Here is a 25,180-nt window from a genome sequence, read left to right on the forward strand (position 1 = left end):
GGTGGCCGCCCTGGGCGGCGGCGCGCGGGATCCGCGGCTGGTGCGCTTGCTGGCGGATTTCCTGGGGCATCCGGTGGAGCGCTGCGGCGATGACGAGACCGGGGCGCGCGGGGCGGCCGGCTATGCGGCATTGTCGCAAGGGGCTTGCGCGGACGAGGTCTTGCCGGTGCGCTGCGTGGCCGAGGCGCCGGACGCGACGGCCGCCGAGGCCCACGCGGCGTTCTATTCGGAATTTGAGGCGCTGATCGGCAATATGGCGCCCGTGTTCGGACAATTGGCGGGGCGTGCGCCATGACGACGGCCGCTTTGCCCTATGTCCGCCCCTCGGCGTTGGCGGGCCGCCACTTTTCAACGGTGATTGTCGGCGCGGGCATCAATGGCGTGGGCGTGTTCCGTGATTTGTCGCTGCAAGGCGTGGACTGCCTGATCGTCGACAAGGGCGATTTCGCGGCCGGCGCCAGCAGCGCGCCGTCGCGGATGATCCATGGTGGTCTGCGCTACCTGGAGAGCGGCGCGTTCGCGCTGGTGGCCGAAGCCACCCGCGAACGCAATCTGCTGCTGCGCAACGCGCCGCATCTGGTGCATCCGCTGGAAACGGTCGTGCCGCTGTCCAGCCGGTTCGGCGGTTTGCTGGGCAGCATGTTGCGGTTTGCGGGATTCACGGCGTCGCCCGGCGCGCGCGGCTTGTTCGTGGTGGCGCTGGGCCTGCGCCTGTATGACCGGCTGGGGCGGTGCCAGCGTGTGATGCCCGAACACCGGATCGCTCGCGCTTCAGCCGCAGACGGCGCCTTGTTCCGGGATTCAGTGGGGTGGACGGCCACGTATTTCGACGCCTGGATCAGCCACCCCGAATGGTTGATCCTGGAACTGATGGCCGATGCACATGCTGACCAACCCGCCTCGCTGGCCGCCAATTATTGCAACGTGATGGCTTGCCGCGGCAAGACGCTGAGCTTGCGAGACGAGATCACAGGAGAAACGGTCGAGGTCACAGCGGACACCGTGGTCAATGCCACGGGCGCCTGGCTGGACCGGTCGGCCGGCGTGCTGGAAGGGGCGGGTTCGCGTGTCATGGGCACGAAGGGCTCGCACCTGATCCTGGACCATCCCGCGTTGCGCACGGCGCTGGACGGGCGCATGGTGTATTTCGAAGCGTCGGACGGACGAGTCTGCATCGTTTATCCCTTCATGGATCGCGTGCTGGTCGGTTCCACCGACATACCGGTGGACGATCCCGACCAGGCGGCCACCGAGCCCGCCGAGATCGATTACCTGCTGGACGTGCTGGGCGAGGTCTTCCCGCGGCTGCGTTTTGCCCGCGGAGACGTCGTCTACACTTACGTCGGCGTGCGCCCACTGGCGTACTCGGATGCCGACAAGCCCGGCCAGATATCGCGGGATCACGCGGTGGTGGTCGACCCGCCGAACGCCGTGCGCGAGGTGCCGCTGGTGTGCCTGGTGGGCGGCAAATGGACCACTTTCCGATCGCTGGCGGAAATGGCGGCGAATCAGGTGCTGGCGCAACTGGGCCGGCCGCGCTTGCGCCTGACCGAGACGCTGGCCATCGGCGGCGGCGCGGATATGCCTGCGGACGGACAGGCCAGGGAGCAACTGGTCAACGTGATCCACAGCCGGTCCGGCTTGCCGCGTGAGCGCATCGACGTGCTGGTCGGCCGCTACGGGTCGCGCGCTGGCGCGCTGGCGCAAGGCTTTGCCCGCGCGGGCGATGTTCCGCTGCGGCATGCGCCGGACTATTCCGAAGCGGAGATCCGCAGGTTGTGCCATGAAACCGGCGTGCAGCATCTGGCGGATCTGGTGATCCGCAGGACCTTGCTGGCGATACGCGGCCGCGTGACCGACGGCTTGCTGGCCGAATTGGCCGATCTGGTTGCGGCGGCGCTGGATTGGACGGACACGCGTCGGCGCGACGAATGGCTGGCTTGCGCCGCTATCCTGCGCGACCGGCATTTTGTAGATATTGATTCGACTTCTAGCCTTATCACGACATGAGCAACCCCATTCCGACCCAAGACGTACTGGACCGAACCGCCAGCGCCCCGCTTTGGACGCAGTTCCGCGATGTGGTGCGGGGCAAGATCCTTCAGGGGGAGCTTGCGGTAGGGGCCAAGCTGCCTACCGAGGCCGAATTCGGTGAACAGTTCGGCATTTCCCGGATCGTGGTCAGGGAGGCGCTGGCGGATCTGGTGCGCAACGGGCTGATCTACAAGATCCGCGGGCAGGGCGCCTTCGTGTCGGCGCGCGAACGCGACGAGGATTTCGTCTCGACGGTGCTGGGGTTTTCAGACGAGATGGCGCGCAAGGGCCGCACGGTCCGCACGCAGGTGCTGGTGCAGGAACTGCGCGCGCCGACCGCGCAGGAAGCCTCGGCCCTGGCGCTGGCCGATGCGGACATGGTGGTGGGGCTTAAGCGGCTGCGCAGCGTCGACGGCGAATTGCAATTGCTGGTGGAAACCGCCGTGCCGGCGGATCTGGCGCCTGGCCTGCACCGCACACGCCTGGAGAACCGGTCGCTGTATGACGTGCTGCGCCGCCAGTACGGCTTGCGCATCGTGCGCGCGGAGCGTTGGATTGATGCGGTGGCGCCAGATGCGCCGACGTGCGAACTATTGGGCATGGCCAGCGCGGAACCGCTGCTGCGCATTGAGTCCATCGCGTATGGCGCTAATGGCCGGCCGCTGGAATACTACCGCGCGCTGCACCGCTGCAAATCCAGCCGTCTGCACGTCCAGACCACGACTTGAGGCGCAGCCTGAACCCATCAGAAGAGGTTCAGCGCCTGCGCCACCCATAGCGCCAGGCCGATGGCGATGCCGATCAGCAGCGTGCGGCGCAGTCCTCCTCCCGAGCGCACCGCGCCCGGCGACAAGGAGGGGTCGGCTGCGGCTCTGCGTACAGCGTCGTCCGCAGGCACGCTTCGCGCCGGGCGGCCGATTTCCTGGTCCGGCGTGTCGGTTTCGATCGTGAATGCGGGTTTGCCCGTGGGGGCGGCCAGGTCCTTGATGTCGACGCCGGCGTTCTTCAGCATGTCCCACAGGCCGCCCAGGTCTTGGCCGCTGCGCAACGCTTCGATGCGTTCGCGCGTGGCCCGCGGGACCTCGTCCAGGCTGTCGTACTTGCGGCCGTTCACCGTGACCGCGCCGTCCTTGATCTCGACCTTGAATACTTCCCCGTTCTCAACACCTGCGTAGCTCCATTCCTGGCTGACGCTGACGCCGTCCATCTTGCCGTCCAGCAGGTCTTCAATGTTGACGCGCTGTTCGGGCGTGAGGTCCGTGGTGGAACTCCAGCTGCGCGTGGTCGTCGAACTACGCCAGGTCTTCGTCTTGTCGTTCATGGGGGATCCGTTGCTGTTGCTGTCGTGAAATATACAGAATCCGTTAACCCGCTTGTCAGAAAAGCCCGCTTTTGCGGGCTTCTTACATTGTCCTTAATGCAAAAGATATTTCCATGTCAAGAAAATCGAACTGATATGGTCATATGAGCGGATCAGATGGTCGAAAAGGCGCATAATGCCAACACCTTCTCTTACGTCCCTTTTCAAGAGCAGGTTCGATTTTCTGTAAGCAAAGAGCGTGTTGTCACTAGCTCGGCAGTTCGTGTTTCCAGGTTTCATGTTCGGTAGCGCGCTAGGACAACTTGGAGTATTCACGGAGATGTCTATGACAGAAGATGCAAAGCCGCGCCGGCGGTTTCTGCAAGCGTTGGCCATTGTGCCGGCGTCGACGATGGCGGTAGGGGCCTTGACCACGGCCTGTACCAGCGCCGACGAAGGCAAGGCCGCTCAGGCCGCCAAGCCCTACGCACCCACCTATTTCACCCAGCCTGAATGGACCTTCATCGTGGCGGCCGTGGATCACCTGATCCCCGCCGACGAGTATGGTCCGGGCGCCATCGCCGCTGGCGTGCCCGAGTTCATCGACCGCCAGATGGAAACGCCCTTCGGCCACGGCAAGCTCTGGTACATGCAGGGCCCGTTCCATACCGACCAGGTGCCGGAATTGGGCTATCAGTTGAACCAGAATCCCCGCGAGGTCTACCGCCACGGCATCGAAGCCTGCAACGCCTGGTGCGTCAAAACGCACGGCAAGGTGTACGCCGAGCTGGACAAGCCGCTGCAGGAACAGATCCTGAAGGATCTGCAGGGCGGCAAGATCGAGCTCGGGACCGTACCTGCCCGGACGTTCTTCAGCTTCCTCTTGTCCAACACCAAGGAAGGGTTCTTTGCCGATCCGATCTACGGCGGCAACAAGAACATGGTGGGTTGGAAGATGGTGGGCTTTCCGGGCGCGCGCGCCGACTATATGGACTGGGTCGACCAGCCCAATGTGAAGTACCCCTATGGCCCCGTGTCGATCTCTGGGGAGAAGGGTTAATCATGGCGATCAAAAAAGACAAAGTGGATGCGGTGCTGGTCGGGTTCGGCTGGACCGGCGCAATCCTGGGGCAGGAACTGACCGAAGCCGGCCTGCACGTGCTGGCGCTGGAGCGCGGCGGCATGCAGGACACGCCCAAGGACGCCGAGTATCCCAAGGTGGTCGACGAACTGGCATATTCCGTGCGCGGCAAGCTGTTCCAGGACCTGTCCAAGGAAACCGTGACGATCCGCCATGGCGTGGATGACGTGGCCGTGCCGTACCGTCAGAACGGCTCGTTCCTGCTGGGCACGGGTGTGGGCGGCGCGGGCTTCCATTGGAACGGCATGCACTACCGCGTATTGCCGGAAGAACTGGAACTGCGCACGCGCTACGAAACGCGCTACGGCAAGAGTTTCATTCCGGAAGGCATGACCATCCAGGATTTCGGCGTGACCTACGACGAACTGGAACCGTACTTCTCGAAGTTCGAGTATGTGTGCGGCACGTCCGGCAAGGCGGGCAACCTGAACGGCAAGATCGTCGAAGGCGGCAACCCGCTGGAAGGCCGCCGCAGCAAGGAATTCCCGTTGCCCGCGCTGCCTAATACCTATGGCGCACAGCTGTTCGAGAAAGCCGCGCGCGAGGTCGGGTTCAATCCGTATCCGGCGCCTGCCGCCAATGCTTCCGGCCCGTACACCAACCCGTACGGCGTGCGCCTGGGGCCCTGTAATTTCTGCGGTTTCTGCGAAAACTACGGGTGCTATATGTATTCGAAGGCTTCGCCACAGACGACCATCTTGCCGGTGCTGCTGAAAAAGCCGAACTTCGAGCTGCGCACGCATTCGCAGGTGATCAAGGTCAACCTGGATTCCACCGGCAAGAAGGCCGTCGGCGTGACGTACATCGATGCCGAAGGCCGCGAGATCGACCAGCCGGCCGATCTGGTGATCCTGTCCGCCTATCAGATGCACAACGTGCGCCTCTTGCTGCTGTCGGGCATCGGCAAACCGTATGACCCGAAGACCAATGAAGGCGTGGTCGGCAAGAACTACGCGTACCAGATGAACGGCGCGGTGAACGTGCTGCTGCCCAAGGGCACCCAGCTGAACCCCTTCGTGGGCACCGGCGCGGGCGGCGTGGGCATGGATGACTTGAATGGCGACCAGTTTGACCACGGCCCGCTGGGTTTCGTGGGCGGCGCCAGCATCCGCCACGTGCGCTACGGCGGCCGTCCGATCAAGCAGACGCCGACGACGCCGGGCACGCCCACCTGGGGCACCGCCTGGAAGGCCGGCGTGCAGGACGCGTACCAGCGCTTCATGACCATCGGCATTTCCGGTTCGGTGATGTCGTACCGCGACGCCTATCTGTCGCTGGACCCGACGTACAAGGACGCCTATGGCCAGCCGCTGCTGCGCATGACGTTCGACTGGCACGACAACGAGTTCGACATGCTGGGCTACATGGGCAAGCGCATGGAAACTGTGGCGAAGGCCATGAATCCCGAGAAGCACTTCGTGGCGGTGCGCAAGAAGGGCGCGCGTTATGACACGCGGGTCTACCAGAGCACGCACAACACGGGCGGTGCGATCATGGGCGCGAACCCCAAGGAAAGTGTGGTCAACAAGTACCTGCAAAGCTGGGATGTGCCGAACGTGTTCGTGATGGGCGCCTGCGTGTTCCCGCAGAACATGGGCTACAACCCGACGGGGCTGGTGGGCGCCTTGGCCTTCTGGGCCGCGCAGGCGATCCGTGACCAGTATTTGAAGAACCCCGGCCCGCTGGTCCAGGCTTAAGGAGACGGAACAATGTTGAAGCAAACCATTGTTGCGGCCTTTTCGGCCCTGATCGCCAGTGCTGCTTTCGCGGCGGACGGCACGCCGGCCGCGGCGGATGCGCAGATGATCAAGCAGGGCGAATACCTGTCGCGCGCCGGCGACTGCATTGCCTGCCATACGGCCCGGGGCGGCAAGCCCTTTGCCGGCGGGTTGGGCATCGAATCGCCGCTGGGCACGATCTACTCGACCAACATCACGCCCGACAAAGAGACGGGCATCGGCAACTACACGTACGAAGACTTCGACCTGGCCGTGCGCCACGGCAAGGCGCGCGACGGGCATTCGCTGTATCCGGCCATGCCGTACACCGCGTACGCCAAGGTCACGCCCGATGACGTGAAGGCGCTGTATGCCTACTTCATGCATGGCGTGGAACCCGTCAAGCAGGAAAACAAGGACACGGACATTTCCTGGCCCATGTCGATGCGCTGGCCCTTGACCGTGTGGCGCTGGATGTTCGCGCCGGATGTCGTCAGCGGCCCGGCCGCCAGCGACTTGAAGGGCGCCGACCGCGAAGCGCTGCTGCGCGGCCAGTACCTGGTCGAAGGCCTGGGCCATTGCAGCACCTGCCATACGCCGCGCGGTTTCGCCTTGCAGGAAAAAGCGTTGAGCGACGCGGACGGCTCGGCCTTCCTGTCGGGCGGCGTGGTCGAAGGCTGGCTGGCCAAGAATCTGCGCGGCGACGTCGCCGACGGGCTGGGCAGCTGGACGAAGGAAGATATCGCCGTGTTCCTGAAGTCGGGCCGCAACGGTCATTCGGCCGCCTTCGGCGGCATGGCGCAAGTGGTGGAAGACAGCACGCAACACCTGTCCGACGCCGATCTGAACGCCATTGCGGTGTATCTGAAGAGCTTGCCGCCGGTCAACAAGGACGCGACCCAGCCGCTGGCCTATGACGCGTCCGTGGCGCAAGCGCTGCGCACCGGCAAGGATAAGAGCGATGGCGCGATGGCGTTCCTGAACAACTGCGCCGCCTGCCACCGCAGCACCGGCAAGGGCTATACGGAAACGTTCCCGCAGTTGGCGCTGAGCTCGACGGTGAACTCCGCCGATCCGGCCTCGCTGATCCACATCGTGTTGAAGGGCGCGCAGATGCCGGGCACGACGGCGGCGCCGACCGCCTACGCGATGCCCGGCTTCGACTGGCGCATGACGGACAAGGAAGTCGCCGATGTGGTGACCTTCGTACGGTCCAGCTGGGGCAACAAGGGCGCGGCAGTCAGCGCGTCGGACGTGGCCAAGGTACGCAAGGAAGTGGGGGCGGCCGCGCAGCCCGCGCGATAACGCCCGGCGGTTCCGCATCCCGGATCCGCGCGATGGCGGCGCCGGAAAGCCCAAGCTTTCCGGCGCCGCTTTTTTTATGGATGCGCCGAGCCCAGATCGCCGGTGAAGGGCAGGCACCGGGCGCGGCTGCCTGCTATGATTACTGGATAAAACACCAGTTATCCGGCCTGGCCGATGTTTCCCCCGCACCGTTACTACTACCTTCACAATTTCCAGCGCGCGCTGGCGTGGGTCTCTGACCGCTACGCCGACCTGCTGGATGCCGGCGAACGCCGTTTTCTGGGCGACTTCCAGGTCTTGCCGCAGGCGTCCCAGGCGTTGATGGTGCGCATGCTGATGCGGCGCGGACCGTGGTTTCGCGCCAGTCGGCTCGTCTACGAAGAAATCGCCAGTACGCCGGACGCCGCGGCGCCGCTGCGGGCGCTGGGGTGGCTGGACGCCGATGCGCCAATGACGTTGGACGAGCTGTTCGCCCTGCATACCAAGCCCGAGCTTTGCCGCCTGTTCGTGGATGCCCCGGTCAAGCCGGCGGCGCGCAAGGCGGATCTGTTGGAGGCCTTGCGCGCGCGGCACGATGCGCCCCAGCCCTATGCCGCTTGGAACCCGGCGGCCGACGAACCCGTCTGGCGCGTGACGGTGGGCGACCTTTGCGAACGCTTCCGTTTGATGTTCTTTGGCAACCTGTACCAGGACTGGTCGGAATTCGTGCTGGCCGACCTGGGCGTGTTCCAGTACGAGACCGTGCCGTTCGAGGCGTCGTCACGGGCGTTCCAGACACGTGCCGACGTGGATGGCTATCTGGCCTTGCATGCGTGCCGGGCGGCGCTGGAAGAAGGGGCCGAGCTGGACGCCTTGCTGCAGGCCGTGGAGGGTTGCGCCAGCCAGAACCCGTGGCTGGAAAAGCGCCGCGCAAAGGTGCTGTTGCGGATCGGGCAGGCGTGCGAACGGGCGCAGGACTGGCCGGCGGCGCAACGCGTCTATGAACGTTGCGCGTACCCAGGCGCGCGGCATCGCCGTATCCGCGTCCATGAACGCATGGCGCGGTTCGACGAGGCCTTGGCGTTGGCCCTGCAGGCGCAAGCCGCGCCGGAAAGCGAAGAAGAAAGCCAGCGTCTGGCGCGGATGTTGCCAAGACTGTACCGGGGGGCGGGGCAGGGTGTGCCCGCGCGGGCGGCGGCCCCGGCCTTGCTGCGCACGGATCTGACCTTGCCGCGGCCGACCGAGCCGATGCCTGTGGAATTCGTGACCCGAGACCATCTGCACCAGGACGATGCGCCGGTGCACTACGTTGAGAACGCGCTGATCAATTCGCTGTTCGGCCTATTGTGCTGGCCGGCGGTCTTCGCGCCGTTGCCGGGGGCGTTCTTCCATCCTTTCCAGCGGGGGCCGGCCGACCTGGATGCGCCGGATTTCCACGAACGCCGCAAGGCCTTGTTCGCAGATTGCCTGGCGCAGTTGGACACGCCCGCGTATCGCGAGGTGATCTGGCAGCGCTATGCGGAGAAATCGGGCGTGCAGTCGCCGTTCGTGTTCTGGGGCGCGCTGTCGGACACGTTGTTGGCGCAGGCGCTGGACTGCCTGCCCGCCGCGCATCTGAAGCTGTTCTTCGCCCGGCTCTTGCGGGACGTCAAGACCAACCGCTCTGGCTTTCCGGACCTGATCCGATTCTGGCCAGCAGAGTGCCGCTATGAACTGGTTGAGGTCAAAGGGCCTGGCGACAAGCTGCAGGACAACCAGATCCGCTGGCTGCAGTATTGCGTGGCGCACGCGATGCCGGTGCGCGTCTGCCACGTCAGTTGGCGGGAGGAGGCGGCATGAACTACACCGTGGCGGTGCGCGCGCTGTGCGAATTCACGGCGCGGGCGGGCGATCTGGACCTGCGTTTCACGCCGGCGCCGACCGGGCTGGAGGGCATGGCGGGCCATGCCGTGGTGACGGGCCGGCGCGGCCCTGCCTACGAAACCGAAGTGGCGCTGTCGGGCCAGCATGAAAACCTGCTGGTGCGAGGGCGGGCCGATGGCTACGACCCCGTGGCCAATCAGCTGGAAGAGGTCAAGACGTACCGCGGCCAGCTGGATAGCGTGCGCGAGAACCATCGTGTGGTGCATTGGGCGCAGGCGCGCGTCTACGGCCATCTGCTGTGCCAGGCGCGCGGGCTGGCACAGGTGCGCGTGGCCCTGGTGTATTTCAATGTGGTCACCGAAGAAGAAACGGTGCTGGTGGAAACGCACGAGGCGGCGGCGCTGGCCGCCTTCTTCCAGGAACAATGCGGCCGCTTCCTCGCCTGGGCCAGGACCGAGCTTGCGCATCGCCGGTCGCGCGACGCGGCGCTGGAGAGTCTGGCATTTCCGCATGGGGAATTCCGCGCCGGGCAGCGCGACCTGGCGGTGGCCGTGTACCGCACGGCGCGCGACGGCCGCTGCCTGATGGCACAGGCGCCCACCGGCATCGGCAAGACGCTGGGCACGATCTTTCCGTTGCTCAAGGCCAGCCCCGGCACGGGCCTGGACAAGATCTTCTTCCTGGCGGCCAAGGGGTCGGGGCGCGGGCTGGCGGTCGACGCCCTGGACACCGTCAATGCGCAGCCGGCCGCGCCCGCGCTGCGGGTCCTGGACCTGCAGGCGCGCAACAAGACCTGCGAGCATCCGGACCTGGCCTGCCACGGGGATTCCTGCCCCTTGGCCAAAGGGTTCTACGACCGCTTGCCGCAAGCGCGCGCAGCGGCGTTGCAGCACGTCCGGCTGGATGCGCCCACCGTACGCGCGACTGCCCGCGAGTATCAGGTGTGCCCGTATTACCTGTCGCAAGAGCTGATCCGCTGGAGCGACGTGGTGGTGGGCGACTACAACTACTACTACGACGCCACGGCGATGCTGTACGCCATGACGCAGGCCTACCAGTGGAAGGTGGCGGTGCTGGTGGACGAGGCCCACAATCTGGTGGATCGGGCGCGCCGCATGTACACGGGCGAACTGGACCAGGCGTCATTGTCCGCAGCGCGCTATGCGGCGCCCAAGGCCCTGAAGAAGTCGCTGGATGGGTTGCAGCGGTCATGGAACGCGCTGAACAAGAAGCAGGCCGAGCGATATCAGGCCTATGAGATGGTGGCGCCGGGCGTGCTGGCCGCCGTGCAGAAGGCAGTGGGTGCGATCATGGATCACATGGCGGAATCGCCGTTGCCGCAAGACGACCCGGTGTTGACGTTCTACTTCGAAGCGCTGCAGTTCATGCGCCTGGCCGAGCAGTTCGGTTCGCACGCGCTGTTCGACGTGACGCTGTCGGACGCGGGCGTGGCCAGCGTCAAGACGCGGCCGTCGATCTTGTGCGTGCGCAATGTGGTGCCGGCGCCGTATCTGGCGGCGCGCTTTGCGGCGGCACACGCGACGGTGTTGTTTTCCGGCACGCTGAGTCCGCAGCAGTTCTACCGCGACACGCTGGGGATGCCGAAGGACACGCCGTGGATCGACGTGGCCGCGCCGTTCCAGGCCGAGCAATTGGCGGTGCGGGTCGTCGGCAACGTCTCTACGCGCTATCGCGACCGCGAACGTTCGCTGGCGCCGATCGTCGACCTGATCGCCACCCAGTATGCCGAACGGCCCGGCAACTATCTGGGGTTCTTGAGCAGCTTTGACTACCTGCGCCAGGTGTCTGACCTGATGCGCGAACGCCATCCCACGGTGCCGATCTGGTTGCAGACGCCGGGCATGGATGAGCCGGGCCGCGCGGCGTTCCTGGCCCGGTTCACCGAGACCGGCCAGGGGGTGGGTTTCGCGGTGCTGGGCGGTGCGTTCTCGGAAGGGGTGGACCTGCCAGGCAAGCGGTTGATCGGTGCGTTCATCGCCACGCTGGGCTTGCCGCAAGTGAACTCCGTGAACGAAAACATGAAGCGCGCCATGGACTTGCGTTATGGCGAAGAGAACGGCTACGACTACACCTATCTGTACCCGGGCATGCAGAAAGTAGTGCAGGCGGCCGGCCGGGTGATCCGTACCGAACAGGACGTGGGCACGGTCCACCTGATCGATGACCGCTATCGCCGCGCCAAAGTGCGCGGCCTGTTGCCTCGTTGGTGGCGAGTGGACTGAACGCGGCGCCCTGCGCTTGGCCATCGCCTCATGGTGAGCGGGACGTCGCGTATCATCCTGCCCTTTCCACCTTAGCTGTAAGGCACCGATGATCCGAACCCGCTTCCTGGCCGTCTGCGGCTTGCTTTGCGTCATGGCGTCCGCCACTGTCCTGGCGCGCGATTTGCCATACACGGATGCGGACATGTGGTCCGAGAAAAACGCGGACGAGCTGGTCGCGCTGTGCCGGAAGGAAACGCCGGCGCTGATCAGGCAGATGGTCGCCGAGGACAAGCATTCCGAGCTCTACCAGGCGACCGATCTGGATATTCCTGACGTCTACGATGTGATGCGCGACGTCGGTCCGCTGGCGTGGATGATCAGCACCGATTACACCTTCAAGGACGCCCAAGGCAAGAAGCGCGAATTTGTCGCGTCCTGCCTTTTCCGCCACAACGGGACGTTGGGGTTCGCTACGGTGTCCAACCAACCCTGAGCGGCAGACGTCAGGAGACGTTCGTTGTGCCGGCGGGGGCAGGGCGAGCGGCCACGGCGGCGGACTTCCCCAGCAGGGCATAGACCAGGGCGGCCAGCAACACCGAGAGCGCCGCCAGCGCATACAGCACTTGCCCGAAGGCATGCTGGTATGCCTGGCGGAGCAAGTCCTGGGCCGCGGGCAATAGCGCGGCGGCCTCGGCCAATTGCCCCAGCGCGGCCCGGTTCGCGGCCTGCAGCAGGTTCTGGTCAGAGGCGTCCGCCAGCACGGCGGCCACCCGGGCGTTGATAAGCGTGGCCAGCAGGGCGCCGACGACCGCGATGGCCACGCCATCGGCCGAGACACGCACGGTATTGAAGATGCCGGTGGCCATGCCCACCCGTTCCCGCTCGACCACGCTGACCGCCATTGCGTCCATCAGGCCCCACGGCAGGCCGATGCCGATGCCGATCAGGCTCATGGGCTGCCACAGCGCGCCGCCCTCGCCGGCAAGCACCCGGGCCAGCCAGACCAGGCCCGCCGCCACCGCGAGCAGGCCGGCGCAGGACAGCGCGCCAGGGCTGGCCCAACGCGTCAGCATGGCGGCGATGAACGGCACGACCAGCAGGGGCGCGGCCAGGCCAATCATCAACTGGCCGGCAGCCAGCGCGCTGTAGCCGTCGATGCCGATGAAGCGGCCGGGCAGCACCGCGATCAGCACGATGAAGAGGAACGCGGGCGACGCGGCCAGCACTTGCACGCCGACGAAGCGCGCGTCGCGGAACAGGCTCAGGTCCAGCATGGGGCGGGCGGCGCGGCGCTCAACGCGCACGAACACCCCGGACAGCAGGGCAGACGTCAATAGCGCGCCGATGACGTGCGCATCCGTCCAGCCCGCTTCGGGCGCCAGCAACATGCCGTAGGTGAACAGGCCCAGCGCGCCGGTGAAGCTGATGGCGCCCGGCCAGTCCAGCCGGCCTTGGGCGGCGCCTGGGGCCGGCCGCACGCTGACGGCCACCATGATGGCGCCCAGTACGCCTACGCCGCCAGTCGCCAGGAAGACCCATTCCCAGCCCGCGGCCTGCACCATCCATCCGGAGGCCAGCGGCCCGAACGACAGCCCGATGCCGAACGTGGTGCCCAGCAAGCTGAAGGCACGGGTGCGCGCCACGCCATGGAACAGGGGGGCCAGCGACGACATCGCGGCGGCGAATGCGGCCGCGCCGCCCGTGCCTTGCATCAGCCGCAGGATGTCGATCCAACCCGTGGTGGGCATATAAGGAATGGCGAAAGTGGCGGCGCAGAACCCGGTCAGGCCTAGCAGCCAGACCCGGCGCGGGCCGTACAGGTCGGTCAGGCTGCCTGACACCATGATGACGCTGCCGTACGCCAGGATGTAGCCGTTGAGGATCCAGTTCAGTTCCACCGGCGTGCCGCCCAGCGCCTGGCTGATCGACGGCAGGACCACGGCGGGGCCGGTGAAGCACAACGGAATGAGCAGGGCCGTGAGGCAGGCGGACAGCAGTTGCAGCCAGCGGTGGCCGGGGGAGGGGGATTGGGATAGATGCATGGGCGTGCCGGTTGAAACAAGGGCGCCGCGCAGCGGGATTGCGGAGCGGCGACACGATGACGGCAAGCTTAGGAGGCATCGGATAAAAGAAAAATAGGCTAGGATTCCGAATATTCAGGACATAAATGTCCGTAGTTGGGAGAGGCAATGGATAGTCTTGGAGGCATCGGTATCTTTGTGCTGGTCGCGGAGACGCGTAGCTTTTCCGAGGCGGGCCGGGTACTGGGCGTGTCCCCGTCGGCGGTGGGAAAAAGCGTGGCGCGCATGGAAGAGCGCTTGAAGGCGCGGTTGTTCCATCGCAGCACGCGCCATATCGCACTGACGCCCGAGGGCGAGAAGTTCCTGGAGCGCTGCCGCCGCATTCTGTGCGAGGTCGAGGCGGCCGAACTGGAACTTTCCGAAGCGGCCGATGCGCCTCGCGGCAAGCTGCGGGTGAGCCTGCCGCGCTACAGCGGGCTGTTCGAAACCACCATCGCCAGCTTCATGCGCCAGTATCCGGACGTGGAGCTGGACCTGGAGTTCACCGACCGGATGGTGGACGTGATCGGCGAAGGCTATGACGCCGTGGTCCGCACTGGCGACATGGACGATTCGGGTCTGAAGCGCCGCAGATTGGGGCCGTTCCGGCGCGTGCTGGCCGCCTCGCCTGATTACCTGCGCCAGCATGGCACGCCCAAGCGCGCGGTCGACCTGCTGCGCCACGCCTGCCTGCATTACCGATATCCCGCGACGGGCCGGCTTGAAAAATGGCCGCTGAAGCTGGGTCCTGACGCGCAATCGCCCGATTTGCCGCTGACGCTGGTCTGCAACAGCGTCGAAATGCGGATTGCGCTGGCAGTGGGCGGGCAGGGCATCGTCTGCCTGCCGGACTTCACGATCCGCCGCGAACTGGCTTCGGGGCAATTGCAGATCGTGATGGATGACCGCACGCGGGGCAGCGGCACGATGTGGGCGCTGTGGCCCGCCAGCCGCCATGCGTCGCCCAAACTGCGGGTGTTCATCGACCATCTGGCGCACCATCTCTTTCCCTGAGTCCGGCGTGATCGGGCTTGTAGGATGATGCTCATCATATTAGTATGACCGGCATCATTTAATGGCGGGCTCGTCATGCGCTACGGCAACGGACACAAGCGGGAAACGCGGATACGCATTCTGAAAACGGCGGCTGATGCGGTGCGTGCCGATGGCCCCGACCGGATCGGCGTGGCAGCGGTGATGCGCCAGGCAGGCATGACGCACGGCGGCTTCTACGCGCATTTCGATTCCAAGGATGCCCTGGTCGAAGCGTCGATCAAACACATGTTCGACGAGGCGCTGGCGCGTGCCCAAAAGCGCCTGGACGGGCGCCCGCCGGCTGAAGGTCTTGCTGCGTATGTGGACACCTACCTGTCGCCCGCTCATTGCGAGGCGCGGGCGCATGGCTGCCCGCTGGTGGCGTTGGCGTCCGATCTGCCGCGTCAATCCGAAGCCTGCCGCGAGGCTTACGCCACCGGGATGCGCCGCCTGGTGCAGGCGCTGGCGGGCCGGTTGGCCGCGGCCGGCTACCCCGATCCTGAACCGCTGGCCCGTTCGGTGCTGTCCGAACTGGTCGGCGCCGTATCCCTGGCCCGTTGCGAGACCGACGCGCAACGGGCGAATGCCATGCTGGCGGATGTCCGCCGGCTCTTGAAGGCCCGGCTGGGCCTGGAGCAATGCTGATGACCACCCACTCCACCCCCCATCGCGAACCCAGTCTGGTCGACGAGACCGGCGCGGGCCTGGACGGCCTGGCGCAACTGCGCGCCTTGCTGGCTTCCGGCCGCAAGCCGGGCATCATGGTGACGCTGGATTTCGACTTCGTGGAAGTGGAAACGGGGCGCGCCGTGTTCGCCGGCACGCCCGGGCCGCAGGCGTACAACCCGATCGGCACGGTGCACGGCGGGTACGCGGCCACGCTGCTGGATTCGGCTTGTGGCTGCGCCGCGCACTCGCAGCTGACGGCAGACCAGGCCTACACCACGCTGGAGTTGAAAGTGGCCTATCACAAGGCCATCACGCGCCACAGCGGCCTGCTGCGCGCGGAGGGCCGGGTCCTATCGATGGGCCAGCGCGTGGCCTATGCCGAAGCCAAATTGACGGACGCTCAGGGCCGCCTGCTGGCCTCCGCCACGTCCACGTTGCTGGTGTTTGCGCGGCCGGCGCCGGCCGTTGCCGCAGCTTGAAAAAGAAACGGCCTTGATGGCCGTAGATCCCATTGCCATCCTTGCCGCCGCGCTGGAGCGCGGCGGCGTGCCGGCCGCTCGCGTAGACGGGGCCGGGCGTCTGGCGGGGCGGGCGCATTTCGCCCGGTTTGCGTAGTATGTCGGTTGCGCCGGGGGTTAACCGCCGGCGCCTAAAACGACAAACCAGGAGACCGCATGCCCCTCGCCACGCCGGCCGCCCCCGCCAGCCTGAACCCTATCGTCGCCATGCCGGCGCATGCCCTGTCGGATGCGATCCGGCGGCGCGAACTGTCCTGCGTCGAGGTCATGCGCAGCTATCTGGCGCACATCGACCGCGTCAATCCCAAGATCAATGCCATCGTTGCCCGCCGCGATGCCGACGCATTGCTGCGCGAGGCCGCTGAACGCGACGCGCAACTGGATGCCGGCCAATGGCTGGGCTGGATGCACGGCATGCCGCAGGCCCCCAAAGACCTGACGGCCGTCCGTGGCATGGTCACCTCCATGGGGTCGCTGGTCTACAAGGATCTGGTCACGCCGCACGACTCCATCATGGTCGAGCGGATGCGGGCATCCGGCGCCATCTTCATCGGCCGCAGCAACGTGCCGGAGTTCGGCCTGGGTTCGCATACTTACAACAAGGTCTACGGCGCCACCGGCAATCCGTACGATCCCTCGAAGACGGCCGGTGGCAGCAGCGGCGGCGCCGCAGCCGCCTTGGCGGCCCGCATGCTGCCGGTCGCCGACGGCAGCGACTTCGGCGGTTCGCTGCGCAACCCCGCGGCCTTCTGCAACGTCTACGGCATGCGCCCGTCGGCGGGGCGCGTGCCGTTTGGCCCGTCGCCCGAAGTGTTCTTGAAGCAGCTGTCCTTTGAGGGGCCGATGGGCAGGACGCCGCGCGACGTGGCGCTGCTGCTGTCCGTGATGGCGGGGCACGACAAGCGTTCGCCGCTGTCGCTGCGCGACGATCCGGCCCAGTTCGCCGCGCCGTTGGAGGCCGACATGCGCGGCAAGCGCATCGGCTGGCTGGGCGACTGGAACGGCTATCTGGCGATGGAGCCAGGCATCCTGGAACTGTGCGGCCAGGGGCTGGCCACGCTGGGTTCCGCGGGTTGCGACGTCGTCGACTACCAGGTGCCTTTCGCGGGCGACCGGTTGTGGCGCATCTGGCTGGCGCACCGCCACCTGATGGTGGGCGGCCAGTTCCATGCGCTGGTCGAGAACCCCGAGACCCGCAAGCTGGTCAAGCCGGCGCTGATCTGGGAAGTGGAGGGGCTGGAAGGCATGACGGCGCGGCAGGTCTACCAGGCCACGGAAGAGCGCAGCGCCTGGTATCAGACCGTGTTGCGCATGTTCGACGAAGTGGATTTCCTGGCCGTGCCGTCGGCGCAGGTCTTTCCGTTCGATGTGTCGCTGGACTGGCCCAAGCAGATCGCGGGGCGCACCATGGATACTTATCACCGCTGGATGGAGACGGTGACGCCGTGGACGCTGGCGGGCTGCCCGGTGATCAGCGTGCCGGTCGGGTTCAATGCGCAGGGCCTGCCGATGGGCATGCAGTTGGTGGGGCCGCCGCAGGCCGACCTCGATGTGCTGCGCCTGGCGCATGCCTATGAGCAGGCCAGCGATTGGGTGCGCGCGCGGCAGCCGGAAACCTTGTGGCGCGACGCTGCTTGAAAAGCGCTTCCGGTACGCACTGTCACCGTAAAATACAAGGCTTTGTAAGCAGGCTTTGCATTTTTCCGACGAACCGGCCTTTTCACTAGGGTTTCCCTTGCATTTTCGTGGCTGACAGGCCAAGCCTTTGCAATAATTAGTGAAATTACCCACATCCCGTCATGGACGGGTGTGGCGCGCACCGCAGCGCATCCGATCGATCGTTCAGGGGCGTCCTTTGGGGCGTTGACGCGTTGAACCAGCACAAAGGGCTCCCGGCATGAAGAATCTGACACTCCGCCAGCGCATCCTGGCCAGTTTCCTGGTCATCCTGGCCATCATGGCGTTGATGGTGGTGGTGGATTACCGGCGCTTGCTGCATATCGAGGAGGAAGTCGCCACGATCAATACCGACGCGGTGCCGGGTATCTACTACAGCACCTCGATCCGGTCTTCGTGGTTCGCGGGGTTCGTGGTGGTGCAGGACGCCTATAACTCGGATACCGATCAAGAGCGCCGCGCCGCGCTGGAAGCGCTGCCCAACAACGATCAGCAGCTGGATGAGAACATCGCGTTGTACCGCCGCACGATATCGCGCGGCGACGACCGCAAGATGTTCGACGAATTCGAAAAGGAACTGCAGGAATATAAGCGGGTCCGCGCCGACATCCTGTCGGTGGCCACGGCAGGCGATGTGGCCCAGGCGCAGGCGCGCATCAAGGCGGAGCTGCGGCCGGCTTTCTACAAAGGCCGCGACATCTTGGCCAAGATGGTGGCTGAAAACAAGAAGCAGGCGGACGATTCCGCAGTCAGCATCCAGAAGTCCGTGGACACGGCCGAGGGCGGGATGCTGGTTTCGTTGGCGCTGGCGATCGCCGCTGCCGTCGTGTGCGGCTTTCTGCTGATGCGGGCTATCGCAAATCCGATGCGCGATATCGTCAAGACGCTGGAGTCCACCGGGGGCGGCGACCTGACTCGCCGCCTGTCGCTGGCGCGCAAAGACGAATTCAACGCCATCGAAACGGGTTTCAACGGCATGGTCGACGAGCTGACCGGCCTGGTGGGCAAGACGCAGCGATCGGCCGTGCAGGTCGCGACCTCGGTCACCGAGATCGCCGCAACGTCCAAGCAGCAACAGGCGACGGCTTCCGAGGTGGCGGCCACCACGACCGAGATTGGCGCGACGTCGCGCGAGATCTCGGCGACCTCGCGCGAACTGGTGCGCACCATGACCGAAGTGTCCAGCGCCGCCGAGCAGACGGCATCCCTGGCGGGCAGCGGCCAGGTGGGCTTGGCGCGCATGGAAGACACCATGCGCAATGTGGTGGGCGCGGCCGGTTCGGTCAACGCCAAGCTGGCCATCCTGAACGAGAAGGCGGGCAATATCACGCAAGTGGTCACGACTATCACGAAAGTGGCGGACCAGACCAACCTGCTGTCGCTGAACGCGGCGATCGAAGCCGAGAAGGCGGGCGAGTACGGCCGCGGCTTTGTCGTGGTGGCGACCGAGATCCGCCGCCTGGCCGACCAGACCGCCGTCGCGACCTACGATATCGAGCAGATGGTGCGCGAGATCCAGTCGTCGGTGTCGGCGGGCGTGATGGGCATGGACAAGTTCTCTGAAGAAGTGCGCCGCGGCATGGCCGACATGCAGCAGGTGGGCGAGCAGTTGTCGCAGATCATCCAGCAGGTGCAGACGCTGGCGCCGCGCGTGCAGATGGTCAACGAAGGCATGCAGGCGCAGGCGACCGGCGCCGAACAGATCAACCAGGCTTTGCAGCAACTGAGCGATGCCGCTCAGCAGACGGTGGAATCGCTGCGCCAGTCCAGCCTGGCCATCGAAGAGCTGACGCTGGTTGCGAACGACCTGCGCAGCGGCGTGTCGCGCTTCAAGGTGTGAGCCCCGCCATGGCAGCGCTGGCCCCTTCTTCGTCCGAGCCCGGCGCGGCGCTTGCCGCGGCGCGGCGGCTGTACCTGCTGTTTCGCATCGGCGAAGACCGCTATGCGCTGGACGCGGCGGATGTGGTCGAAGTGTTGGGCCTGCGCGCGCTAAAGCAGGTGCCCGGTACGCCGCCCTGGGTGGCCGGCCTGCTGGACCGCCGTGGCGTGCCTGTGCCGGTGATCGACATGAGCGCACTGGCCGGCCGCGGTGCCGCGGTCATGGTGACCAGCACCCGGCTGGCGCTGGTGCGCTTTCGCCCGGATGCGGGCGGGGAAGGCCGTTTGCTGGGCCTGATCCTGGAACAGGCGACCGAGACGGTGCACTACGACCCGGCGGTGTTCCGGCCATATGGCCTGGACAACGCCGACGCCCGGTATCTGGGGCCGGTGCTGAGCGACGCCCGTGGGATGGTGCAGGCCGTCAATGTGGGAGACCTCTTGCCGGCCCCGGTCCGGGCGTTGCTGTTCCCAGCCGCCGGCGGCAGCCATGACGGCGAGGTGTCGCCATGACCCTGGTTGACGATTTCAGCGCCTTGCTCAAGCGCAAGATGGGGTTGGACAGCGGTTCGATCGGCAAAGCCGCGGTCGAACGCGCAGTGCGCCACCGCATGGGCGCGGTGAACGCGGCGGACGAAAGCGACTATCTGATGCGGGTGCAGGCATCGCCTGCCGAAATGCAGCAGTTGATCGAAGCCGTGATCGTGCCGGAAACCTGGTTTTTCCGCTATCCGGAATCGCAGGCCGCGATGGCCGCGCTGGCATGCGAACGTTTGTTTGCGGCGGGCGCGGCCGACGACCGCGTGCTGCGGGTGCTGAGCGTGCCGTGTTCCAGCGGCGAAGAACCGCACTCCATCGCCATGGCCTTGCTGGACGCCGGCGTTCCCGCCACCCGCTTCCAGGTGGATGCCGTGGACATCAGCGAGCGCATGGTCGAATTCGCCCGACGCGGCGTGTACGGCCGCAATTCCTTCCGGGGCGACGATCTGGCCTATCGCGATCGCCACTTTACCGAGACGGCCGACGGGTATCAGTTGTCGACGATGGTCAGGGAACGGGTGCGCTTCCAGCAGGGCAATCTGTTCGACGCCAATCTGTTGCTGGGCGCCGCGCCCTACGATTTCGTTTTCTGCCGCAACTTGCTGATCTATTTCGACACGGCCACGCAAGAGCGCGCGGTGCAGGTGCTGCGGCGCTTCACGCGCGGCGACGGCGTGATCTTCGTGGGCCCCGCCGAGACCAGCCTGATGACGGGGCGCCGCCTGCCCGCTGTACCGATTGCGCGGTCTTTTGCCTTTTCGGCACAGGCCATGCCGCCACCCGTCGAGACGTACTCGCCGCCCAAGCCGATCGTGCACGCCTGGACGCCGCCGCGGCGGCCGGTCGCGCAACCGCCTGCGGCACGACTGCCTTTGCCGCATGCGGCGATCGCGCCGGCCGTGGCGGCACCCGAGCCTGCCGCAAGCGTCGGCAGCGCCGATGCGGCCTTGCGCAAGATCGAGGCGATGGCGGACCAGGGGCGCGTGCAGGATGCCTTGGCCCAGTGCCGGGCCCATCTAGAGATCCATGGCGCCAGTGCCGACGGGCTGCATCTGCTGGGCCTGCTGCAGGACGCGGCGGGCGATGCGCGCGAGGCGCAGGCCGCCTATCGCAAGGCGCTGTACCTGGACCCGACCCACCGCGAAGCGCTACTGCATCTGGCCGCGCTGATCGCGTCGGCGGGCGATGTGGAAGGCGCCCGCCGCCTGCAAGCGCGCGCCGCGCGACAGGAGGCCCGACGTGAGTGAATCCACTGCGCTTCTGTCCGACGTCGACGATTGCTGGAATCGCATCGGCATCCGGGGCGACAAAAGCTGCGGGCAGTTGCCCGGGCATGTGCATTGCCGCAATTGTCCGGTCTACGCGCAGGCGGCCAAACGCATCCTGGACCGCCTTCCGCCGCAAACGGACGTGCAGGACCACGAACCGGAAGCGGTTCAAAGCACGAGACTGTCGCCGCTGCTCGTGTTCCGACTGGGTCGGGAATGGCTGGGCTTGCCGACGCGAGTGCTGGACGAGGTGGCCGGCACGCGTCCCGTCCTGACGTTGCCGCATCGCCGCGATCCGGCGGTGCTGGGGGTGACCAACATGCGCGGCACGCTGACCGTCTGTGTCTCGCTGGCGCGCCTGCTCAATCTGGATGCCGCGACGGCGGATGCGCGCGAGCGGGCCGCCGCCCGCATGCTGATATTCGGGGGCGCTGGCCGCGCGGTGGTGTTGCCCGTGGATGAAGTGGAAAGCATTCATGCCGTGGATCTGGAGGCGCTGGAGCCCTTGCCGGCGACCGTGGAGGGCGCAAGCCTGAAGTATTCGCGCGGCGTGGCGCGCTGTGGTGGGCGCAGCGTAGGCGTATTGGACGAGAATCTGCTGATGCAAGCTTTGGAACGGAGTCTGGCGTGAATCCGGACGAGATGCGCGACGCGTCGCTGCTAGAGCTGTTCCAACTCGAGACCCGCACCCAGGTGCAGGTGTTGAATAACGGCCTGCTGGCGCTGGAGCACGACCCGACTTCGGCTGCTCAGCTGGAAGCCTGCATGCGGGCGGCGCATTCGCTGAAAGGGGCGGCCCGCATTGTGGACCTGCACCCGGCGGTGCGCATCGCGCACGCCATGGAAGACTGTCTGGTGGCGGCGCAGGAAGGGCGTTTGCGCTTGCAGGCGACCGATATCGACGCCTTGCTGATGGGCACGGACCTGCTGCAGCGCGTGGCCACGCCGGGCGTCGAGCTGGGCGGCGAGATCGACGAGCTGGTCGTCCGGTTGAGCAATGCGCCCAACGCACTGCCCGTAGCGCCTGCCGCGCCGCCGCGTCCGCCCCGGCCGTCGGACTTCCTGCCCCCGATCCATCGGCCCGATGATGACCCGGCGGATCCGCCGCCTGCGCTGCCCACCTCTGCGGCCATGCCCGCCACGCCGCCGCAAGCGATGGTGCGCCGGAGTTCGGATCAAGGCATATCCGAAAGCGAGCGCGTGCTGCGCGTGACGGCGGATACGCTGAACAAACTGCTGGGACTGTCCAGTGAAACGCTGGTGGAATCCCACTGGATCGGGCCGTTCGGCGCGTCGATGCTGCGCCTGCGGCGCTTGCAGTCCGGTGCGGTGCAGGCGTTGGACGGCGTGCGTGCCGCGTTGGGCGGCCAGCAGGTGGATGCGCGCGTCCAGGCCGCGCTGGACGACGCCCAGCGCATCGTCGGGCAGTGCCAGCACGAACTCGTGCAACGCACCAGCGAGGTCGATGAGTTCGGCTGGCGCATGAGCCACCTGGCGCAACGCCTGTACGACACGGCGCTGGCCTGCCGGATGCGGCCTTTCGGCGACGGGCTGGCCGGCATGGCCCGCATGGTGCGGGACCTTGGCCGTTCGCTGGGCAAGCAGGTGCGGCTGGAGATCGAGGGCGATGCGACGCAGGTGGACCGCGACATCCTGGAAAAACTGGACGCGCCCCTGATGCATCTGCTGCGCAACGCGGTGGACCATGGCATCGAAATGCCGATGGATCGCATGGACGCCGGCAAATCGCCGGAAGGCTTGATCAGGCTGGCGGCACGCCACGCGGCCGGCATGCTGCTGATCGAACTGAGCGACGACGGGGCGGGCATTTCGCTGGATCGCCTGCGTGTCGAAGTCGTGCAGCGCAAGCTGACGAATGCGGAGACGGCGGCCCGGCTGAGCGAGGCCGAGCTGCTGGAGTTCCTATTCCTGTCGGGGTTCAGTACGCGCGGTGAAGTCACCGAGATCTCGGGCCGCGGCGTGGGCCTGGACGTGGTGCAGACCATGGTCAGACAGTTGCGCGGCGCCGTGCGCATCCACCAGACAACGGGGCAGGGCACGCGCTTCGTGCTGGAAATGCCGTTGTCGCTGTCGGTGGTGCGCAGCCTGCTGGTGGAAGTGCAGGGCGAGATCTACGCATTTCCGCTGGCCTATGTCAGCCATGCCCTGCAGGTACGCTCGGAAGACATCGAGCAACTGGAAGGGCATCAACATTTCCGTTTCATGGACAAGCAGATCGGCCTCGTGTCGGCGCGCCAGATCCTGCGCGCGGGCGAACCGGCGCCGGCGGCGGAATCGATGGCCGTCGTGGTCGTGGGCGATCACGACAAGCTCTACGGCATCGCCGTGGACCGCTACGTGGGCGAGCGCACGCTGGTGGTGCAGCCGCTGGATCCGCGCCTGGGCAAGGTGCAGGATGTGATGGCGGGCGCCCTGATGGACGATGGTACGCCGCTATTGATCCTGGATGTCGAAGACATGCTGCTTTCGGTCCAGAAGCTGATCGAAGGGGGACGCCTGACGCGCGTGGACGGCGGGGGGCCTGTCGTGCAGCCGCGCCGCCGCAAGCGCGTGCTGGTGGTGGACGATTCCCTGACGGTGCGCGAGCTGGAACGCAAGTTGCTGCTGAACCGGGGGTTCGAAGTCGCGGTCGCGGTGGACGGCATGGATGGCTGGAACATGCTGCGCGGCGAAGACTTCGACCTGGTCGTGACCGACGTCGACATGCCCCGCATGGACGGCATCGAGCTCGTGACCCGCATCAAGGCCGACGCCAGGTTGCAAAGCCTGCCGGTGATGGTGGTGTCATACAAGGACCGTGAAGAGGACCGGCGGCGCGGGCTGGATGCTGGCGCCGACTATTATCTGGCCAAGGGCAGCTTCCACGACGATGCGCTGCTGGAAGCCGTCGAAGACCTGATCGGAAAGGCACTCACGTGAGAATCGGGATCGTCAACGATCTGCAAATGGCGGTCGAGACCATGCGGCGCGCGATTGCGCTGGAGCCGGGGCTGGAAGTCGCCTGGGTGGCGTCGGACGGCGAACAGGCCGTGGCGCAGTGCGCCCGCGACCGGCCCGACGTGGTGCTGATGGACTTGATCATGCCTGTGATGGACGGGGTCGAGGCCACGCGCCGCATCATGGCCGAGTCGCCGTGCGCCATCGTCGTGGTGACGGCCGATGTGGCCCGCCATACCGCGCGCGTATTCGACGCGATGGGCTACGGCGCGCTGGACGCGGTGGATACGCCGGTGGTGGGCGACGCCGATATGCGCACGGCCGCCGCGCCGCTGCTGCGCAAGATCCGCAATATCGGCTGGTTGATCGGCCGCTACGGCAATCGTCCGGCACTGACCCCCGTGGACAAGCCCGCGCCCAGGCCGACTTCGCAGCGCTTGCTGGTGATTGGCGCCTCTGCGGGCGGCCCCGCGACCCTGGCGCAATTGCTGCACGACGTACCGCTGGATTTCCCTGCCGGGATCGTGCTGGTCCAGCATGTGGACGCGTCGTTCGCGGCGGGAATGGCGGATTGGCTGAACGATCAGGTACCGTTGCCGGTGCGGCTGGTGCGCGAAGGCGAACGGCCGCTGCCCGGACAGATCCTGTTGGCAGGCACCGACGACCATCTGCATTTGCTGGCCGACGGCACGCTACGGTACACCGAAGACCCGAAGGAAAGCCTGTACCGGCCTTCCATCGACGTGTTCTTCCACAGCGTGGCCCAACATTGGCGCGGTACCGCGGTGGGGGTGTTGCTGACCGGCATGGGGCAGGACGGCGCGCGGGGGCTGAAGGCCATGCGCGAACGCGGATGCCTCACTATCGCGCAGGACCAGGCCACGAGCGCCGTGTATGGCATGCCGAAGGCGGCCGCCGCCATGCAGGCGGCCATGGAAATCAGGCCATTGAACCAGATCGCAACCCGCTTGATCCAGGCGTTTGCCTGAGCGGCCCGATATCGCAAGACATC

The 25,180-nt window shown here is 66.3% G+C and carries 21 protein-coding genes; 19 read left to right on the forward strand and 2 right to left on the reverse strand.

Annotated features, from left to right (window positions below; translation table 11 throughout):
* From HG262_RS25060 to HG262_RS25070, 3 genes are all read left to right on the forward strand, one after another.
* A partial coding sequence (locus tag HG262_RS25060; protein ID WP_248293494.1) for an FGGY-family carbohydrate kinase occupies positions 1 to 295 on the forward strand: 295 nt, incomplete at its 5' end.
* A complete protein-coding gene (locus HG262_RS25065; protein ID WP_169273589.1) occupies positions 292 to 2,010 on the forward strand; it encodes a glycerol-3-phosphate dehydrogenase/oxidase in 1,719 nt (572 codons plus the stop codon). The genes HG262_RS25060 and HG262_RS25065, both read left to right, overlap by 4 nt.
* Positions 2,007 to 2,762 (forward strand): GntR family transcriptional regulator, encoded by a 756-nt coding sequence (locus HG262_RS25070; RefSeq protein WP_169273590.1) that lies wholly within the window; start codon positions 2,007 to 2,009, stop codon positions 2,760 to 2,762. Before HG262_RS25065 ends, HG262_RS25070 begins: the two co-directional genes overlap by 4 nt.
* A gap of 17 nt (positions 2,763 to 2,779) precedes the next feature.
* Here the strand turns inward: HG262_RS25070 and HG262_RS25075 are convergent, their stop codons facing one another.
* Entirely contained in the window at positions 2,780 to 3,355 is a 576-nt protein-coding gene (locus HG262_RS25075; protein WP_169273591.1) for a hypothetical protein, read from the reverse strand.
* A gap of 325 nt (positions 3,356 to 3,680) precedes the next feature.
* Between HG262_RS25075 and HG262_RS25080 the strand changes: the two genes are divergently transcribed.
* The 6 genes from HG262_RS25080 (at position 3,681) to HG262_RS25105 (ending at position 12,058) form a co-directional block, all read left to right on the forward strand.
* On the forward strand, positions 3,681 to 4,394 hold the full coding sequence (locus HG262_RS25080) for a gluconate 2-dehydrogenase subunit 3 family protein (protein WP_169273592.1): 714 nt from the start codon (positions 3,681 to 3,683) through the stop codon (positions 4,392 to 4,394).
* Positions 4,395 to 4,396: 2 nt separating this feature from the next.
* Positions 4,397 to 6,172: a GMC family oxidoreductase gene (locus HG262_RS25085; protein ID WP_169273593.1), complete on the forward strand. Its 1,776-nt coding sequence runs from the start codon at positions 4,397 to 4,399 to the stop codon at positions 6,170 to 6,172.
* Positions 6,173 to 6,184: 12 nt separating this feature from the next.
* Positions 6,185 to 7,498, forward strand: a complete 1,314-nt coding sequence (locus HG262_RS25090) for a cytochrome c (RefSeq protein ID WP_169273594.1) — start codon at positions 6,185 to 6,187, stop codon at positions 7,496 to 7,498.
* A gap of 174 nt (positions 7,499 to 7,672) precedes the next feature.
* Positions 7,673 to 9,316 (forward strand): VRR-NUC domain-containing protein, encoded by a 1,644-nt coding sequence (locus HG262_RS25095; protein WP_169273595.1) that lies wholly within the window; start codon positions 7,673 to 7,675, stop codon positions 9,314 to 9,316.
* Complete coding sequence (locus HG262_RS25100) at positions 9,313 to 11,583, forward strand: ATP-dependent DNA helicase (RefSeq protein WP_169273596.1); 2,271 nt, start codon at positions 9,313 to 9,315, stop codon at positions 11,581 to 11,583. The genes HG262_RS25095 and HG262_RS25100 overlap by 4 nt, the downstream gene beginning before the upstream one ends.
* Before the next feature lie 88 nt (positions 11,584 to 11,671).
* Complete coding sequence (locus HG262_RS25105) at positions 11,672 to 12,058, forward strand: hypothetical protein (protein WP_169273597.1); 387 nt, start codon at positions 11,672 to 11,674, stop codon at positions 12,056 to 12,058.
* A gap of 10 nt (positions 12,059 to 12,068) precedes the next feature.
* Here HG262_RS25105 and HG262_RS25110 read toward each other — a convergent pair whose 3' ends face one another.
* Positions 12,069 to 13,607, reverse strand: a complete 1,539-nt coding sequence (locus tag HG262_RS25110; RefSeq protein ID WP_169273598.1) for an MFS transporter — start codon at positions 13,605 to 13,607, stop codon at positions 12,069 to 12,071.
* Positions 13,608 to 13,754: 147 nt separating this feature from the next.
* Between HG262_RS25110 and HG262_RS25115 the strand changes: the two genes are divergently transcribed.
* From HG262_RS25115 to HG262_RS25160, 10 genes are all read left to right on the forward strand, one after another.
* Entirely contained in the window at positions 13,755 to 14,639 is an 885-nt protein-coding gene (locus HG262_RS25115) for a LysR family transcriptional regulator (protein ID WP_169273599.1), read from the forward strand.
* A gap of 75 nt (positions 14,640 to 14,714) precedes the next feature.
* Positions 14,715 to 15,305, forward strand: coding sequence for a TetR/AcrR family transcriptional regulator (locus HG262_RS25120; RefSeq protein ID WP_169273600.1), 591 nt, complete (start codon positions 14,715 to 14,717; stop codon positions 15,303 to 15,305).
* Positions 15,299 to 15,808, forward strand: a complete 510-nt coding sequence (locus HG262_RS25125; RefSeq protein WP_169273601.1) for a PaaI family thioesterase — start codon at positions 15,299 to 15,301, stop codon at positions 15,806 to 15,808. The genes HG262_RS25120 and HG262_RS25125 overlap by 7 nt, the downstream gene beginning before the upstream one ends.
* 195 nt (positions 15,809 to 16,003) lie before the next feature.
* Positions 16,004 to 17,485 carry an amidase gene (locus HG262_RS25130; RefSeq protein WP_169273602.1) on the forward strand — a complete coding sequence of 494 codons (1,482 nt, stop codon included), beginning with the start codon at positions 16,004 to 16,006 and terminating at the stop codon, positions 17,483 to 17,485.
* Positions 17,486 to 17,744: 259 nt separating this feature from the next.
* Complete coding sequence (locus HG262_RS25135) at positions 17,745 to 19,364, forward strand: methyl-accepting chemotaxis protein (protein ID WP_169273603.1); 1,620 nt, start codon at positions 17,745 to 17,747, stop codon at positions 19,362 to 19,364.
* 8 nt (positions 19,365 to 19,372) lie between these two features.
* Positions 19,373 to 19,915: a chemotaxis protein CheW gene (locus HG262_RS25140; protein WP_169273604.1), complete on the forward strand. Its 543-nt coding sequence runs from the start codon at positions 19,373 to 19,375 to the stop codon at positions 19,913 to 19,915.
* On the forward strand, positions 19,912 to 21,189 hold the full coding sequence (locus HG262_RS25145) for a CheR family methyltransferase (RefSeq protein WP_169273605.1): 1,278 nt from the start codon (positions 19,912 to 19,914) through the stop codon (positions 21,187 to 21,189). The genes HG262_RS25140 and HG262_RS25145 overlap by 4 nt, the downstream gene beginning before the upstream one ends.
* Positions 21,182 to 21,841, forward strand: coding sequence for a chemotaxis protein CheW (locus tag HG262_RS25150; protein WP_169273606.1), 660 nt, complete (start codon positions 21,182 to 21,184; stop codon positions 21,839 to 21,841). Before HG262_RS25145 ends, HG262_RS25150 begins: the two co-directional genes overlap by 8 nt.
* Positions 21,838 to 24,150, forward strand: a complete 2,313-nt coding sequence (locus HG262_RS25155) for a hybrid sensor histidine kinase/response regulator (RefSeq protein ID WP_169273607.1) — start codon at positions 21,838 to 21,840, stop codon at positions 24,148 to 24,150. The genes HG262_RS25150 and HG262_RS25155 overlap by 4 nt, the downstream gene beginning before the upstream one ends.
* Positions 24,147 to 25,157 (forward strand): chemotaxis response regulator protein-glutamate methylesterase, encoded by a 1,011-nt coding sequence (locus HG262_RS25160; RefSeq protein ID WP_169273608.1) that lies wholly within the window; start codon positions 24,147 to 24,149, stop codon positions 25,155 to 25,157. Before HG262_RS25155 ends, HG262_RS25160 begins: the two co-directional genes overlap by 4 nt.
* Positions 25,158 to 25,180: the final 23 nt, after the last annotated feature.

The organism is Achromobacter sp. Bel, assembly GCF_012928505.1.
In the GTDB taxonomy this organism is placed as follows: Bacteria; Pseudomonadota; Gammaproteobacteria; order Burkholderiales; family Burkholderiaceae_B; genus Achromobacter.

Coding starts and splice junctions, on each gene's coding strand:
- HG262_RS25065 (WP_169273589.1), top strand. CDS start 292: ATGACGACGGCCGCTTTGCCCTATGTCCGCCCCTCGGCGTTGGCGGGC.
- HG262_RS25070 (WP_169273590.1), top strand. CDS start 2,007: ATGAGCAACCCCATTCCGACCCAAGACGTACTGGACCGAACCGCCAGC.
- HG262_RS25075 (WP_169273591.1), bottom strand. CDS start 3,355: ATGAACGACAAGACGAAGACCTGGCGTAGTTCGACGACCACGCGCAGC.
- HG262_RS25080 (WP_169273592.1), top strand. CDS start 3,681: ATGACAGAAGATGCAAAGCCGCGCCGGCGGTTTCTGCAAGCGTTGGCC.
- HG262_RS25085 (WP_169273593.1), top strand. CDS start 4,397: ATGGCGATCAAAAAAGACAAAGTGGATGCGGTGCTGGTCGGGTTCGGC.
- HG262_RS25090 (WP_169273594.1), top strand. CDS start 6,185: ATGTTGAAGCAAACCATTGTTGCGGCCTTTTCGGCCCTGATCGCCAGT.
- HG262_RS25095 (WP_169273595.1), top strand. CDS start 7,673: ATGTTTCCCCCGCACCGTTACTACTACCTTCACAATTTCCAGCGCGCG.
- HG262_RS25100 (WP_169273596.1), top strand. CDS start 9,313: ATGAACTACACCGTGGCGGTGCGCGCGCTGTGCGAATTCACGGCGCGG.
- HG262_RS25105 (WP_169273597.1), top strand. CDS start 11,672: ATGATCCGAACCCGCTTCCTGGCCGTCTGCGGCTTGCTTTGCGTCATG.
- HG262_RS25110 (WP_169273598.1), bottom strand. CDS start 13,607: ATGCATCTATCCCAATCCCCCTCCCCCGGCCACCGCTGGCTGCAACTG.
- HG262_RS25115 (WP_169273599.1), top strand. CDS start 13,755: ATGGATAGTCTTGGAGGCATCGGTATCTTTGTGCTGGTCGCGGAGACG.
- HG262_RS25120 (WP_169273600.1), top strand. CDS start 14,715: ATGCGCTACGGCAACGGACACAAGCGGGAAACGCGGATACGCATTCTG.
- HG262_RS25125 (WP_169273601.1), top strand. CDS start 15,299: ATGCTGATGACCACCCACTCCACCCCCCATCGCGAACCCAGTCTGGTC.
- HG262_RS25130 (WP_169273602.1), top strand. CDS start 16,004: ATGCCCCTCGCCACGCCGGCCGCCCCCGCCAGCCTGAACCCTATCGTC.
- HG262_RS25135 (WP_169273603.1), top strand. CDS start 17,745: ATGAAGAATCTGACACTCCGCCAGCGCATCCTGGCCAGTTTCCTGGTC.
- HG262_RS25140 (WP_169273604.1), top strand. CDS start 19,373: ATGGCAGCGCTGGCCCCTTCTTCGTCCGAGCCCGGCGCGGCGCTTGCC.
- HG262_RS25145 (WP_169273605.1), top strand. CDS start 19,912: ATGACCCTGGTTGACGATTTCAGCGCCTTGCTCAAGCGCAAGATGGGG.